At 71.9% G+C, this 15,122-nt stretch carries 10 protein-coding genes and 1 riboswitch; of the genes, 7 read left to right on the top strand and 3 right to left on the bottom strand.

Annotated features, from left to right (window positions below):
* Positions 1-28 precede the first annotated feature (28 nt).
* From AB0I52_RS15965 to AB0I52_RS15990, 6 genes are all read left to right on the top strand, one after another.
* Positions 29-3,730, top strand: coding sequence for a DUF5682 family protein (locus AB0I52_RS15965; RefSeq protein WP_363072979.1), 3,702 nt, complete (start codon positions 29-31; stop codon positions 3,728-3,730).
* Positions 3,727-5,661, top strand: a complete 1,935-nt coding sequence (locus AB0I52_RS15970; protein WP_363072876.1) for a hypothetical protein — start codon at positions 3,727-3,729, stop codon at positions 5,659-5,661. Before AB0I52_RS15965 ends, AB0I52_RS15970 begins: the two co-directional genes overlap by 4 nt.
* A 76-nt stretch (positions 5,662-5,737) precedes the next feature.
* Positions 5,738-5,889: riboswitch (cobalamin riboswitch) on the top strand.
* Between the two features lie 101 nt (positions 5,890-5,990).
* Positions 5,991-7,100 (top strand): iron ABC transporter permease, encoded by a 1,110-nt coding sequence (locus AB0I52_RS15975; protein WP_363072878.1) that lies wholly within the window; start codon positions 5,991-5,993, stop codon positions 7,098-7,100.
* Positions 7,100-7,882, top strand: coding sequence for an ABC transporter ATP-binding protein (locus AB0I52_RS15980; RefSeq protein WP_363072880.1), 783 nt, complete (start codon positions 7,100-7,102; stop codon positions 7,880-7,882). Before AB0I52_RS15975 ends, AB0I52_RS15980 begins: the two co-directional genes overlap by 1 nt.
* 15 nt (positions 7,883-7,897) lie before the next feature.
* Complete coding sequence (locus AB0I52_RS15985; RefSeq protein ID WP_363072882.1) at positions 7,898-8,929, top strand: ABC transporter substrate-binding protein; 1,032 nt, start codon at positions 7,898-7,900, stop codon at positions 8,927-8,929.
* 161 nt (positions 8,930-9,090) lie between these two features.
* Positions 9,091-11,217 carry an NACHT domain-containing protein gene (locus tag AB0I52_RS15990; RefSeq protein ID WP_363072884.1) on the top strand — a complete coding sequence of 709 codons (2,127 nt, stop codon included), beginning with the start codon at positions 9,091-9,093 and terminating at the stop codon, positions 11,215-11,217.
* Here the strand turns inward: AB0I52_RS15990 and AB0I52_RS15995 are convergent.
* Positions 11,200-11,898 (bottom strand): hypothetical protein, encoded by a 699-nt coding sequence (locus AB0I52_RS15995; RefSeq protein WP_363072886.1) that lies wholly within the window; start codon positions 11,896-11,898, stop codon positions 11,200-11,202. The genes AB0I52_RS15990 and AB0I52_RS15995 overlap by 18 nt on opposite strands.
* A gap of 377 nt (positions 11,899-12,275) precedes the next feature.
* Here AB0I52_RS15995 and AB0I52_RS16000 point away from each other — a divergent pair, with 377 nt between their 5' ends.
* A complete protein-coding gene (locus AB0I52_RS16000; RefSeq protein WP_363072888.1) occupies positions 12,276-13,121 on the top strand; it encodes a class 1 isoprenoid biosynthesis enzyme in 846 nt (281 codons plus the stop codon).
* Between the two features lie 121 nt (positions 13,122-13,242).
* Here AB0I52_RS16000 and AB0I52_RS16005 read toward each other — a convergent pair whose 3' ends face one another.
* Complete coding sequence (locus AB0I52_RS16005; protein WP_363072890.1) at positions 13,243-13,632, bottom strand: FKBP-type peptidyl-prolyl cis-trans isomerase; 390 nt, start codon at positions 13,630-13,632, stop codon at positions 13,243-13,245.
* A gap of 36 nt (positions 13,633-13,668) precedes the next feature.
* Positions 13,669-15,039 (bottom strand): DEAD/DEAH box helicase, encoded by a 1,371-nt coding sequence (locus AB0I52_RS16010; RefSeq protein ID WP_363072892.1) that lies wholly within the window; start codon positions 15,037-15,039, stop codon positions 13,669-13,671.
* Positions 15,040-15,122: the final 83 nt, after the last annotated feature.

The following is a 15,122-nucleotide window of genomic DNA, read 5'->3' on the forward strand; positions in this document are numbered from 1 at the left end:
GTCGACCATCCCCGGGACGCGGTCCGCCATGGAGGCGTCGTCCACCACCGGGACACGGCCCACCGCCGAGGCGCCGCCCGCCACCCCGGAGGCCGCGGTGGCGGCGCTCGCGGCGACCGGGCCCGGGTTGCCGTTCCTGATCGGGGTGCGCCACCACGCGCCCTCGCTGGCGGCCGCCCTCCCGGCTCTGCTGGACGCGGCGGCCCCCGACGTCCTCCTCGTCGAACTGCCCGCCGAGTTCCAGCCCTGGCTTGGCTGGCTCGCCCACGAGGAGACCGACGCTCCGGTGGCGCTGGCCGCCGTGCCCGCCGACGGGCCCGCGGCCGGCTCGGCAGGCGAACGGGGCCCGGCCTTCTACCCGTTCGCGGACTTCTCGCCCGAACTGGCCGCGCTGCGCTGGGCGGCGAGAAACGGGGTCCCGGCGGTGGCCTGCGACCTGCCGCTGGCCGACCGGGCGTGGGCGGTGGGCGGTCCGGACACCTCCGCCCCCGCCCCGGTCCCGGGCGCCGACTCCGCGCCCGTGCCGGGGGACGGGCACGGGCTGTCCGGCGCGCTCCGGTCCCGGCTCACCGGCCGGGAGGGGGACGACCTGTGGGACCGGCTGGTCGAGGCCCTCGCGCCCGGCTCGACACCCGAGGCGCTCCGCCGTGCGGCCCTGCTCACCGGCTGGGCGCTGCGCCACGAGGCCGAGGCGCGGGACGGGGTGCACGGCACGGACCTGGTGCGCGAGGCGTGTATGCGCGGGCATGTCGCGCAGGCCCTGGCGAGCGGGCAACGGCCCGCCGTGGTGGTGGGCGCCTTCCACGCCCCGGCGCTGCTGCCGTCCGCCGCCGGGGCCACCGGGGGTCCCGTACCGGAGTCCGCGCCGGAAGCGTCCGGCGCGGACGGCCGTGCGAGCGGCGCCGCCGGGACGGCGGCCTGCACGGTCTCCCTGATCCCGTACACGTACCCGCTGCTCGACTCACGGTCCGGCTACCCGGCCGGAATCCGCGACCCGGAGTGGCAGCACACCGTCCTGGACGCCGCCGGGGACCCGGCCGCGCTGCACGAAGCGCTGATCCGCACCGCGGTCCGTATCTGCGCCGCCCTGCGCGAACAGGGCCACCCCTACGGCCCGGCGGACGGCCGGGAGGTCGTCCGGGTCGCAGGTGACCTGGCCCGTCTGCGCGACCTGCCCGCCCCCGGCCGCGGTGAACTCCTGGAAGCCGTGCAGACGGTGCTGGGGCGCGGCGAGATCTACGGCACGGGCCGCGCCGTCGCCCTGGCCCTCGAACGCGTACTCGTCGGAGCCCGCACCGGACGCCCCGCGCCCGCCGCTCCGCGCAGCGGACTGGGCCCCGCGGTCGAGGCCGAGACCGCGGCGCTCGCCCTCCCCGGCCCCGAGGACGCGCACGAGAAGACACCGCGCGACCTCCGGCTCGACCCGGCGCGATCCGCCCTGGACCGGCGCCGCGAACTGCTGCTGCGCAGGCTGACGGTGTGCGGCATCCCGTACGCGCAGGAGCAGCAGGTGACCGGCGCGGCGGGCACCGAAGGACTCACGACGCGCTGGCAGGTGCGGTGGACCCCGGCGACGGCCGCGATGCTCACCGCGGCCGGGGCCCGCGGCGTCACCCCGGTCCAGGCGGCCGAGGGCGTTCTGCGGCAGCGGCATGCGGCGGAGTGCGAGGCGGACGGTCCGACGGCCGCCCAGGTCGTCCGCGGGCTCACGGAGGCCGCCGAGTGCGGGCTCCCCGCCCTGGCCGACGAACGGCTGACGGAACTGGCGGCCGTACTCCCAGCGAGCGGCACCCTTCCCGAACTCCTGGGAGGGCTCGACCTGCTGGACCGCATCGACGCGGGCCACCTGTCGGGCCCGACCGCACCCGACGACCACTCGGCCCCGGACACCACCGCCTCCGCCCGTGCGGCCCGCACCGCGCACGCGGCCGAACTCCTGACCTCGGCCGCGGTCCGCCAGGTCGACGGCCTGACCGGCTCCGAGGAGACCGAGGACGCCCGAGCGCTGCTCGAACTGTCCCAGCGGGCCGACCGGTTGGGCGGCATCCGGCTCACCGACGCCCTCGCCCGGCTGGCCGCCGACGGGACGCCGTTGATCGCCGCGGCCGCCGGAGCGGTCAGGGTGCTCACGGGCCACGAAGAGGCCACGAGCTTCGGGGGGCGCGTCGCCTCCTGGGTGGACGGAGCCGTGGACAGCACCTCCCGGGCCGCGCTCACCGCCCGCCTCACCGGCGTACTGACGGTGGCGGGCCCCCTCCTGACCGTCGGCTCCGGCGCCCTGGACCCGTTGCTGCACCGGGTCGTCGAGCTGGACGACACCGCGTTCCTGGCCCGGCTGCCGGCCCTGCGCGGTGGCTTCGACACCCTGAGCCCGGCCGCCCGGGACCGGCTGCTGGACACCGTCGAGGAGCGGCTGGGCAAACGGGTGGACGACCTCGACGCGGACGATCCGGCCGAACTGGCCCGCCGAACGGCCGCCGACCTCGCGGCCCGCGAGCTCCTGACCGGCCTCGGCCTGCCCGTCCCGCCACCCGCGCACGACGACCGCCTCCCACCGCTGTCCGCCGGCCGCCCCACCACCGGAGCCTCCACCGAGGCCGCCCGCGTGCGGACCCTCGCGCCCGCCGACCGGTGGCGGCTCGTACTCGGCCGGCGCTCCGACCGACTGCCGTCCGGCGCCGCCCGCCTGGCGACCGCTCTGGACGAGCTCTACGGCGCGGGACACGGCGAGGGATCCCGCGGCGGCCTGCCCGGCCCCGGTCACGGGGGCGGCTCGCGCGGCGGCCGGGAACCGTCGTTCCCCGGTGTCCGCGAGTGGTCCGAGGAACTGGCCGCGCTGTTCGGCCCCGGCATCCGCGAGGAGGTCCTCGCCACCGCGGCCGGGACAGGCCGGCAGGACGTCCTCGCCGAACTGGACCCGGAGGCCGCCGCCCCCTCCGTGGAACTGCTCCGGACCATCCTGCGGTACGCCGGCGGCCTCCCCGAGGCCCGCCTCGCCGCGCTCCGGCCCCTGGTCCGCCGCCTGGTCGACGAACTGACCCGGCAGCTCGCCACCCGGCTGCGCCCCGCCCTCACCGGCGCGATGACGGCCCGGCCCACCCGCCGCCCCGGTGGCAGGCTCGACCTGCCGCGCACGCTGCGCGCCAACCTGGCCACCGCCCGCCGGGCGGCCGACGGAACGGTCCGGGTGATCCCGGAGAAGCCGGTGTTCCGCAGCCGCGTCCGCCGGTCGGCCGACTGGCGCCTGATCCTGGTCACCGATGTTTCCGGATCCATGGAGGCGTCCACGATCTGGTCCGCGCTGACCGCCTCCGTGCTCGCCGGGGTGCCGACCCTGAGCACTCATTTCCTGGCCTTTTCCACAGAGGTCGTCGACCTCACCGGCCATGTGCACGATCCCCTCTCCCTCCTGCTGGAGGTGAGCGTGGGCGGGGGCACGCACATCGCCGCCGGGCTGCGGCACGCCCGCAGCCTGATCGAGGTGCCCTCCCGCACCCTCGTCGTCGTGATCAGCGACTTCGAGGAGGGCGCCCCGCTCGGCGGACTGCTGGCCGAGGTGCGGGCCCTGGTGACCACCGGCTGCCACGTCCTCGGGTGCGCCAGCCTCGACGACGCCGGCCGGCCCCGCTACTCGACGGGCGTCGCCGGGCAGCTCGTGGCCGCCGGCATGCCCGTGGCGGCCCTCAGCCCACTCGAACTGGCCCGCTGGATAGGGGAGAAGACCGCATGACCGCCGTTCAGTTGCCACCCGTCGCGCCGGAGGTCACGGCTACGCTGGTGGAGGACCTCTCGCCCCGGCTGCGCAAGCGGCTGGATGCGGCGGTCACCAAACTCGGCGCCCGCCCGACGCGCCGCGACGGGGGCACGGTGACGATCGCGGTCGACGACGAGACCGAGTTGCGCCTGCACGCCCCGGGCGGTGTGGTGGCGACGGCGGACGCCATCACCTGCGGCTGCCTCCTCGCCCCGGCATGCGTCCACCGCGCGGCCGCCGCCTGCGCCGCCCCCATGGCGGACCCGGTGCCGGAGACCGCCGGCCGCCCCACGCGGGCGACCCCCGAACTGGCCTCCGCTACGGCCCCCGTCCCGACCGCCGACTCTGCCCCCGCCACGGACCCCACGCCGGCCCCCGACCCCACCTCCGACTCCGCCTCCTCGCCCGAGGTGGCGAGCCCGGCCCAGCGCGCTGCGGCCGACGCCCTGTGGTCGGCGGGCGCCGCCGTGCTGGAGGCCGGCGCCGACGGGGCCGGCGCCGTCACCCAGGCGGCCCTCCTCCGCGCCGCGCACACCGCACGGCTCCGGCAACTGCCACGCGCCGCAGGCGCCGCGCTGGCCGTCGTCACGCTGCTGCGCGCGGCCCGCGCCGGGGACCCGTCCTACCGCACCGCAGAGCTCGTCACCGCCCTGGCCGAACTCCTGGGCACCGCACACCGGGTGGGGACGGCGTCCGGTGCGGAGCTGGCCGCAGTCAGAGGCCGCGTGCGCCGCCCGTACAGCCCGGGTGGCGCGCTGCGCCTGTACGGCCTGTTCACCGAACCCGTGGTCACGGACTCGGGGCACGGCGGCGTCCGCACCTGGGTCGCCGGATCCGACGGCCGCCTCTGCACGGTCGGCGACGTGGCACCCGGCGGCGTCGGGCGCGCTCTGGGCGTGGCCGACCGGGCGGTGCGCCTGGGGGACAGCGCGCTCACCCACCGGGAGCTGGGCCGGGCCGGTCTGGCGGTCTCGGGGGCTACGGTCTCGCCGGACGGCAGACTGGGCGCCGGGCAGGGTGTCAAGGCCGTTACCGCCCGGGGCGCGGCGTGGACGCAGGCGCCGCTCGCCGCTCTGTGGGAGACGCCGCCGTCCGAACAGGCCGCCCGCGCCCTGCGGTCCATCTCCCGCTACGGGGACCCGGACGGCGGTGGCAGCGACCTGCTCTTCCTGGACGTCGAACTCATCGGCGCCGTGAGGGAGTCCGGCGGCACCTGCCTGCTCGCGCTGTGCGAGGGAGGCGTTGCCGTCCGGCTCACCGTCGCCGACGACGATCCGGCGCTGGCCCACCGCGACAACCTGATGCTGCTGGCCACGGCGCCGGGGACCCGGCTGAGGATCATCGGCCGCCTGGTGCCCGCCCTTCACCCCCGGCTCACTCTCCTCGCCTGCTCGCACCCCACCGGCGAGGGCACGATCGACCTCGGCTTCGACCGCCTGCGCCGCGCCGACCTCCCGGACCCGGCCGCCACCGTCCACCTCGCCCCGCCACAGCCCGGAGGGTCCGGCGCGCACTCGCCCCTGTTCCTGCTGGAGCGCCGGGTCGAACAGACGGTTCCGGCGGGCCGGGCCGCCCTCGGCATGCTCGGTGACGTCACCGCCGAGACCCGCCGCATCAGCCGCGCGGGCCTCCACACGGCCGCCGGGCTCCTGACCGCGCTGTGCGCCTCTGCGGCCCAACGCGATCGCGACCTCTTCGGCCGCCTCCTCCCCGCCGACACCGACGGCTTCGCCATGTACTGGCTCACCGCCGCCCGTTACACGGCTGCCGTGGCCGAGTCCCTGTGCGCGGCCTCCTGGGAAGACCCACGGCCCGCCCGGTCATCGCCCTCCGATCCGCCGAGCGGTCAGGACGGCACGGTGGGGCAGCTGGTGCCCCGTGCCGGGACCGTCAGGTCGGTGAGGTAGCCGTCGCCCGTGTGGTGCCCCGGTCAGGGGCTTCTCCGGCCGGGTCAGGGACCGCTCAGGGGCGATCGGGGCGCAGGGGCGAGGAGGAGGGCGCCGTGCGGTACCCGTAAGCTGCTCACGCCCCACGGGGGAAGTCCGGTCGAATTCCGGCGCTGACCCGCAACGGTAGGCGGAGCCCTCCTCATGGCTCCGCGAGCCCGATTACCCGCGGCGGTGAAAGCTCCTGTCAATTCGCCGTGGACTGCGAGAGGCGCTGCACAGGGCGCTTCGCGTCCGGGCCGCTCCTTCGATCGTGCAGGTGCACGGCCTGAGGTGAAAGCGATCCGATCGTGGTCACTCCCCTCGAACGCATACCTGCCCCGCCCTCGCGCGCGGCGCGTGCCGGTGGCGGGCCCGCCCCTCCCCGGCGCGTACCCCTGTCCCTGCTGGTGATCACTCTGTGTGTCCTGCTGCCTCTCTCCCTTGTCTGCGGCGCCGGAATCGGTGCCTCAGGGATCTCCTGGGGAGAGGCGTCGCGCTACCTCTGGGCCGGTCTGACGGGACAGCAGATCGCTCCTGGCGACGTCCCCGGGTACACCATCGTGTGGGAGCTGCGCTTTCCACGAGCCGTGCTGGCCGCGGTCGTCGGGGCCGGCCTGTCCGCGATCGGCGTCGCGGTGCAGGCCATGGTCCGCAACGCCCTGGCCGACCCGTTCGTCCTCGGTATCTCCTCCGGCGCGGCCGTCGGTGCCAACGCCGTACTCATCTTCGGAGTCTTCGGTGCGCTCGGCATCTGGGCCCTGTCCACGGCAGCCTTCCTCTCCGCACTCCTCGCGATGATGCTCGTATACGCGGTCGCCCGCACCGCTCGCGGACTGACTCCGCTGCGACTGGTCCTGACGGGCACGGCCATGTACTACGGTTTCTCGGCCATCACGACGTTCATGGTGTTCGCCGCGGAGCGGGGCGAGGCCGCCCGCTCCGCGATGATGTGGATGCTGGGCAGTCTCGGGGGTGCCACCTGGTCCTCCGTACCGATTGCCGCGGGCGCCACGATCGGCGGCCTCGCCCACCTCGGGTGGTCGGCGCGCCGGCTCAATGCCCTGGCGATGGGCGACGAGACAGCCGCCGCGCTGGGAGTGGACGCGGGGAGGCTGCGCAAGGAGCTGTTCCTGGTCTCCGCCGCGGTCACAGGGGCCCTGGTCGCGGTGAGTGGCGCGATCGGCTTCGTCGGCCTGATGATCCCGCACGCCGCACGCATGCTGGTCGGCGCGGATCACCGCCGTCTGCTGGCCGTCGCACCGCTCGCGGGGGCCGTCCTGCTGATCTGGGTGGACATCCTCTCGCGCGTGCTGCTCGCCCCGGCCGAACTGCCGGTCGGCGTGCTGACCGCGATGATCGGCGTGCCGTGCTTCGTCCTGCTGATGCGCCGCCGCTCCTACACCTTCGGGGGCGCGTGATGCGGATCGATATCGACGCACTGACGGTCGAGATCGCCGGCGCGCGTCTGGTGGAGGAGATCACGCTGCGGGCGGGCGACGCTCAGCTCGTCGGCCTGGTGGGGCCCAACGGCAGTGGGAAGTCAACCCTGTTGCGCTGTGTCTACCGGGCCCTGAGCCCCGTTGCCGGAACCGTCCGGATCGGCGGTGAGGACCTGTACGCCCTGAGTCCGCGTGAGAGTGCCCGCCGGCTGGCCGCGCTTCCCCAGGAGTCGACCTACGAGTTCGACTTCACCGTCGCTGAGATCGTGGCGATGGGAAGGATGCCCCACCAGGGGCCGACGACGCGTGCGTCCGAGGAGGACCGGCGTACGTGCGAGGCGGCGCTGGCGGAGGTAGGGGCCGGCCACCTGGCCGACCGAGGCTTCCTGACCCTGTCCGGAGGCGAGAAGCAGCGGGTCCTGATTGCCCGCGCCATGGCGCAGCAGCCACGGGCGCTGGTGCTCGACGAGCCCACCAACCACCTGGACATCGCCCAGCAGCTGGAAGTGCTGGCCCTGGTGCGTGCCAGCGGACTGACCGTGCTCACGGCGTTGCACGACCTCAATCTCGCCGCCGTCCATTGCGACGTTCTCCATGTCATCGACAGGGGCCGGATCGTCGCGTCAGGCGCCCCGTACGACGTACTCACCCCTGAGCTCCTGGCTGAGGTATTCGGCGTCCGGGCGCATCGAGTACCGCACCCGGAGACCGGCGCCGTACAGCTGATCTTCGACCGCCTCCTCCCCGTCACCCCTTCCTAAGGAAGCACTGCCACCATGCCCAGCCTGATACGTCCTGCCGCACTCTGCCTCGCCCTCACCGCTGCCACGGCCCTCAGCGGCTGCGGCGCCGAGATCACCCCACAGGGCGGAAACGACGACAAGAGCGCACCTGCGGCCGGGGGCCACTACCCGGTGACCGTCGAGAACTGCGGTGAGAAGAAGACCTACGACAAGGCCCCGCAGCGCGTGGTCACCAACGACGTCGGTATCACCGAGATCATGTTCGCCCTGGAACTCGATGACCACATGGCGGGCTACGTGATGCCCGACGACAAGGGCGATCCGACGTCCGTCCCCTGGAAGGACGGCTACGAGAAGACCGCCTGGCTGTCCAAGGAGACGATCAACAAGGAACTCGTCCTCGACGCACGCGCCGATCTGGTCTTCGCGGGCTGGAACTACGGCTTCAACGAGGGGGACGGATTCACCCCGGCAGCCCTGAAGAAGGTGGGCATCGACTCCTACCTGTTGAGCGAGTCGTGCCGCAACGGGCAGGGGAAGGCGCGAGGAGTGATGCCGCCACTCGACGCGCTCTACACCGATCTCCGGAACCTGGGGAAGATCTTCGACGTCGAGAAGCGTGCCGAATCCCTGGTCGCACGGTTCCGGAAGGAGGTGGCCCAGGCGCAGGCGACTGCCCTGAAGGGCGCCGACCGGCCGAGGGTGTTCCTCTACGACGACGGCCGGGACAAGCCTCTGACCTCGGGTGCCTACGCCGGACCGCACGACATCATCACCAGGGCCGGCGGCGATCACGTCATGAAGGACCTCAAGGACACGTGGACAACAGTGGGATGGGAAACGGTCGTCGAGCGGGATCCCGAGGTGATCGTCATCAACAACTACGGGGACACCAGCGCAGACCGGAAGCGGAAGTTCCTGAAGTCCTACCCGCCGCTGGCCAATGTGTCGGCGATCAAGAACGACCGCATCGTCGTCCTCGACTACGTGGACCTCGTCGAGAGTCCGCGCAATCCCGCAGCCGTCGCCTCACTTGCGGCAGCTCTGCGGAAGGCCCCACGCTGACCTGCGGCAGCGCCTGCCCGCCGGCCTCGCTACCAGGGGGCCGACCGGGCCTTGACCGTGAGCCGGTACCCGAGCTGGTGGGGTCGGTACATGCGAGGCTCTGACCACTGGAGACCGTCCATCCTATAGACGATTCAGTCGAGTTGAGATTTCATGATTCCATGACGAACAGAGAGCGATGGATCTTGGCTCTCTGGCTGACGGGGGTCGGAGCGGTCGTCTGGGCGGTGGTCCAGTTCGGCTTCGAGCCGGTGACGGCGGCTCTGGGGATCGGCGGGACGATCCTGGTCGCCTCCCCGGCCAAAGCCATCATCGGACGTACCTGGGCGTGGAACGCCGTACCCAGCGAGGGCGCTCAACTTGACGCCGCCGCCGTGGCGTTGAACCACGCGGTGGAGCGCCACTGGACCACTGAGGCAGGTCGGCGCAAGCAGTATCTCGTGGTCGACCGCATCCCCGTCCGCTGGGACACCGTCCATGATCCGCGCTCCCGTGCTGCTCTCGCAGGGGACACCAGTCCCCTGACGCGACACGGCACACTCGACACCTTGATCGACGACTACCTTGCCCAACCCTCCCGCCTGGTCATCGTGGGCGACGTGGGCTCCGGAAAAACTGGGCTGTGCGTCGCCCTTACGCTGGCGCTGTGCGGTAGAGCCGACCCGCAGCGTGTGCCGGTGCTGCTCCAGCTGTCCACCTGGGACCCGGCGGTGAGCTTTCAGGACTGGATGGTGCGGCGCGTCACGGAGGACTACCGGTTCCTCAACGACACGACCAAGTACGGCCAGGGCTCGGCCATGGAACTGTTCCTCCACCGCCGGCTGCTGCCGATTCTCGACGGACTCGATGAGCTGCCGCCCGAGACACGCGCCCAGGTGATCAGGACGCTACGCGACAACACCCACCTGCCGGCGGACACCGTCCTGACCTGTTGCTCGGCTGAGTTCCAGGCGACGACTGCCGAGGAACCCTTCCTGGACAGTCGGACGGTGCGTCTGCTGCCGCTGCTGCCCGAGGACACGGTCACGTACCTGGAGTCCCACTTCCCCGACGCCGACGATCTGGACCGCTGGCAGCCCGTCCTGCGCAGCCTGCGTGAGGATGCCGCAGGCCCGTTGGCCACCACCCTGTCCCGGCCACTGATGCTCTTCCTGGCTCGCGCCACGTACCAGCCCCGGGGCAGTGCCCCGGAAGAGCTCCTCGATGGGGCCCGGTTCGAAGCGAGCGAGCAGATCGAGGAGCATCTCCTCGACATGTTCGTCCCGGTCGTATTCGAGTCGCCGCCGGTGGGCGCCTACGAAGGCAATCCGGCCCGCCCCTCCCGCGACTGGCCGGCACCCGAGGCGAAGAGATACCTGTCGTTCCTCGCAGGCTGCCTTGACTCCCGACGCCGCGGCGGCGAACACGGCGCAGCCGATCTCAACTGGTGGGCGCTGCGTGCGCTCGCCGGGGTGCCCCGCTACGCGTTTGTCGTAGTCCCCGCGGTGATCGGCACGGCGAGCTGTTGTCTGCTCGGCCTGCTGGTCTTCGGCCTCTTCGGACGCCCGGCGTTCGGAGCCCTGTTCGGCGCCGCGGTCGGCATGGTGTTCAGTCCCCTGCTCGGCCTGGTGAGAGCGCAACCACCACGGCGCTTCGCACCGCGCCGCGTCCGACAGCAGAACCAACTGCTGGTGCGTCCACTGCTCATCGATCTCGGCTTCGGTCTGATCGGCCTCGTCACCGGCGGGCTCATCGCGACGCTGCTGTACTCACCCACGTTCGGGTTGACCGCAGGCCTCGCCTTCGGCCTCGTCTTCTCCACGGCCCGCCGATTCACCCGGCCCACGGAGCCGAAGCACGAAATCACGCCGCGTCGCTCCCTGCTGGACGATCGCAACGCGGTGCTGTACGTCTGGCTGCTCGGATCGGTGGCGGGTCTGGTCGTGGGTGGCTTCCTCGCCACGGCCGGGAGCGACGAGGCGCGCTATGACCTGGTCTTCTCGGTGTCCCCGTTGGTGCAGGGCGTCATGGGGGCCCTTGTTGGCGCGTTGCTGTCCGGGGGCGGTCTCGGCATGGTCGTGCTGGCGACGAGCGCATGGGGCCGCTTCCTCACGGCCCGCTGGTGGCTGGCCTGGCGCGCCCACACTCCTTGGCATCTGGTCGCGTTTCTCGACGACGCTCACAAGCTCGGCGTCCTGCGCTCGACGGGTGCGCACTACCAGTTCCGGCACGCTACCCTGCAGCACCGCCTGGCGGCAGGCCGTACCGCTCCCTCTCCGGCGTCGCCGGGCTCACCGGGCGCCGACTGACGAGTCGGCCTGCGTGGCGGATGCGGTGTCGGGAGCGGCCATGGAGAGCACAGGTACGCCGAGCACCCAGAAAGTGCTGCGACTCGGTCGAGCTCTGTCGCGCCGCCCGTGGGGTGCCGCGGCGTGGTAGGCGGCGTGCGGGAAGCGAACGCCTCCGGAGCGCGAGCGTCGCCCGGTGACGACCGTCTCAATCCCTGCCAGATCCGCATGCGCAAGGGCCAGGGCCGCGTACTGGCACTCGGGCAGGGGGAACGTGAACTCGATGGTGACTTTTGAGGACGGGCCTGCCCCCCGCTCGGACTCTTGGCGGGCCAGGAGTTCACGTACATCATGGGAGCAGGTCAGTTCGTACTTCGACTCGTCCCAGCGGTCGAGGTCTGGACCGTACCGACGATGGGCCGTGAACCGCACGACCTCGAACCAGGTGTCCCGCAGGACCGCAGTCTGCGCTGCCAACCACTGCTGCTCGTAGAGGCGTTGACGCTGCTCGATCCTGCTCAATGTGTACACACGGGTCAGCAGCCACAGCAACAGCACCACCAGCGTCCAGCCCAGGTAGGAACGTGCCGAGGGCGCAACCACGAACTGCCCCGCCCAGAGCAGCGCCAGAACCAGCAGGCCCCAGCGGTTCGCAGCCTGCGCCTCGGCGAATCGGGGAGTTCGCAGCCGCACCAGGGTCATTCTGGCCAACCCAGCGAACCGCGAGCCCGCCGGGTACAGGGGCACTTGCAGGTCGGGGCGCGGCGTCCCGAACTGCCGGTCCGACGGTTCGGACGATGTGGCTGCCCCGGCTGAAGTGTTCACGTCCGCCCGCCCATCCCGGCCCCCGTGCTCCTCCAATAGAACGTACCCGAATGCCACGCCGTGTCACCCCGAACACCCCATGCTGTGGATGCGCAGCCGGCGATGGACTATGCCGGGCGGAGTGCGGTAAGCCTTCTTGAATGGGGGACGCGAAACGTGAGGTACAACGTGATGCGGTGGCGGTCTTACGGTGCGCCGTCTCAGCGAGGGGGTGGGGTTCGCTTCTGAGGTTCGTCCGCACTGACTCTCGGCGAGTGCTGCGCGCCTTCGACCGCAGCGTGCTTCCGCTTGTCGAGCGTACGGTCAGCGACGCGACCCTGCGGCACACGATCCAGAGGTCCTTCATGGGCACGAGTGTGAAGGTGGGGCTCGCCATGTGGGGGTACGCGACCATGGCGCGCGTGCCGTTCGATGCCGAGCTGACGGTCCTGGGCAGCTCGTTCACACGTTTGTACGACGATCTCATCGACCATTGCGAACGTGAGGGCCTGGACAGCGACTTGACCGCCCTGTTCGCCGGCGGGACCTTCCGCCCCCGCAGTCCGTTGGAAGCCCTGCTGCTGCTCCTGCACTCCACGATCGCTGCACGGCTGCCGCACTCAGCCGGCGACCCGATCCACTCGCTCATCCGGGAACTCCACACATTCCAACTGCGCTCCCGTGCCCAGCGGGGCTCCCACATCTCAGCAGCCGAAGTGCTGGACATCACCCGGGGGAAGGGCGGGCTGGGGATGGCTGCCCTGTTCGCTCTGCTCCGCCCGGGAATGTCTGAAGCAGAGCGCGACATTCTCGTCGAGTTGGGCGAGGTCTTCCAATTGCTGGATGACTTCCACGACCTCCCACTCGACCGGGTAAATGGCATTACCACCAGCGCGACCCTCGGCGTCCTCTCCCTCAGCGACCTGGCAACCCGCATCGCCCGCCTGCAGACCTGCTGCGCCGAGTACTACGGAAGCGCCGCACCCCTGTCCGCCCAACTGGCCTTGACGCTCATCGGCGCACCTGTCGCGGCCCGCGACCGCAGACGCCGGGACTCGCCCAACCCCAAGACCGACCCGCTGCACCTGCTGCTCTCGCGCGCCGGCAACATCAGGCCCTGAGGAGCCGTTGTCGTTCCGGATGTGATCGCTGAGTTGCGCTGTGGCCGGATCCTTTCCCGAGGAGAACGATGACCCTGAGACAGCCCGAATCAAGAAGAAACCCCGGTCAAGCCGGGCTCGCTCAGGCGGGCCCGCCCACGACCGTGAGCAGGTCCACGACGAAGATCAACGTCGAGCCCGCCGGGAGCAGTGCAGAGGGTGACTGCCTGCCGTAACCGAGACGAGGCGGAACGATGATCTCGCGTCGGCCGCCGACCTTCATTCCCCTCACTCCCCGGTCCCAGCCCTTGATGACCTTGCCACCGCCCACGGCGAACTTGAACGGCCGGTCCCGCTCCCAGGAGGAGTCGAACTCCCTTCCGGACGCGAACGTGACCCCTACATAGTGAACCTGGACGACCCTGCCCGGCTGTGCCTCGGGTCCGTCCCCAACCATGAGGTCCCGGATCGTCAGCTCGGTGGGCGGGTCACCCTCCAGAACCTCAATTCTGGGCTTCGTCAGTTCGCTCACGCGCTCGCTCCTTCTTCTCCGGTACGTCAGCCCGGGTCAGCGGCCCTTGCGTACCCGGGCCGCCGCGCGTGCTTCCGCCGTCTTGCGGGCGTCGGCCGTTCTGCGGGACTCCTTGGGGCGGCCCGGACGAGTGCCCATGCCACGGAAGGGGGCGTTGCCGCTGCCCTTCCCTTCGATCGGCGGGCGCTTCGCCCCGGTGATGGCGGTCAGCTTCTCCTCGCCGGAGCGCACCTGGGTGACAGTCGGCCGGATCCGGGCGTCGGTCATGATCCGGTTCACGTCTCGCCGCTGGTTCGGGGTGACCAGCGTGACCACGTTGCCGGATTCCCCGGCACGGGCCGTACGCCCACCACGGTGCAGGTAGTCCTTCGCGTCGGCCGGCGGATCGACGTTGACGACGAGGTCGAGCGCCTCGATGTGAATGCCGCGCGCCGCGACATTGGTGGCTACCAGCACGGTGATCTCGCCGTTCTTGAACTGCGCGAGCGTGTGTGTGCGCTGCGGCTGCGACTTCCCGCTGTGCAGGGCGCCGGCCCGTACGCCGCTGGCCCGTAGGTGCCGGGTGAACTGGTCCACGCCGGCCTTGGTGTCCAGGAACATCAGGACTCGGCCGTCCCGCGAGGCGATCTCGGTCGCGGTCGCGTACTTGTCGGCGGGGTGGATGTTCAGCACATGGTGTTCCATCGTGGCGACCGAGCCCGCCACCCGGTCGAGCGAGGCGACTACCGGCTCGTGCAGGTGGTTGCGCACCAACTGGTCGACATTGCGGTCGAGCGTGGCCGAGAACAGCAGCCGCTGCCCGTCGGGGCGGACCTGGTCCAGGATTTCCGAGACCTGTGGCAGGAACCCCAGGTCGCACATCTGGTCCGCCTCGTCCAGCACGGTGATCCGCACCTGCCGCAGATCGCAGAACCGACGCGATACCAGGTCGGCGAGCCGCCCCGGCGTCGCGACGACCACTTCGGCGCCGGTCCGCAGCAGCGCCGCCTGCCGGTTGATCGCCAGCCCGCCGACCACCGTCGCCAGCCGTACGTTCAGCGCCTGCGCGTACGGGGCCAGCGCCTCGCTCACCTGCTGCGCGAGCTCCCGGGTCGGGACCAGGACCAGTGCGAGCGGCCGCTTCGGCTCCGCATGCATACCTGCGGTCCGAGCCAGCAACGCGAGTCCGAAGGCGAGCGTCTTGCCGGAGCCGGTTCGCGCGCGGCCGAGGACATCACGGCCGGCCAGCGCGTTGGGCAGGGTCGCCGCCTGGATCGGGAAGGGCTCTGTCACGCCGAGTCCGGTCATCGTCGCCGTAAGTTCCGGCGGCAGTCCGAGTGCGTCGAAGGACTCAACCGGCGGCAGGCCAGGGGCAGCCGTCTGCGGCGTTGTGAGTTCGCCCTTCGGGGCCGGCGGCTTCGCGTTCATCGGGCACCTTCCTCGGTCTGGCGCCCGGAACGCGCCGGGGCCCGTACCCCACGGGCACGGGCCCCAACAGTTTCGAAGCGTGT

The sequence above is a fragment of the Streptomyces sp. NPDC050423 genome (assembly GCF_040655445.1).
Classification (GTDB): domain Bacteria; phylum Actinomycetota; class Actinomycetes; order Streptomycetales; family Streptomycetaceae; genus Streptomyces.

Bases quoted from the DNA above. Each gene is read 5' to 3' on its own strand.
- AB0I52_RS15965 (WP_363072979.1), top strand. From the start codon at position 29: ATGGAGGCGTCGTCCACCACCGGGACACGGCCCACCGCCGAGGCGCCG.
- AB0I52_RS15990 (WP_363072884.1), top strand. From the start codon at position 9,091: ATGACGAACAGAGAGCGATGGATCTTGGCTCTCTGGCTGACGGGGGTC.
- AB0I52_RS15980 (WP_363072880.1), top strand. From the start codon at position 7,100: ATGCGGATCGATATCGACGCACTGACGGTCGAGATCGCCGGCGCGCGT.
- AB0I52_RS15985 (WP_363072882.1), top strand. From the start codon at position 7,898: ATGCCCAGCCTGATACGTCCTGCCGCACTCTGCCTCGCCCTCACCGCT.
- AB0I52_RS15995 (WP_363072886.1), bottom strand. From the start codon at position 11,898: ATGACCCTGGTGCGGCTGCGAACTCCCCGATTCGCCGAGGCGCAGGCT.
- AB0I52_RS15970 (WP_363072876.1), top strand. From the start codon at position 3,727: ATGACCGCCGTTCAGTTGCCACCCGTCGCGCCGGAGGTCACGGCTACG.
- AB0I52_RS16010 (WP_363072892.1), bottom strand. From the start codon at position 15,039: ATGAACGCGAAGCCGCCGGCCCCGAAGGGCGAACTCACAACGCCGCAG.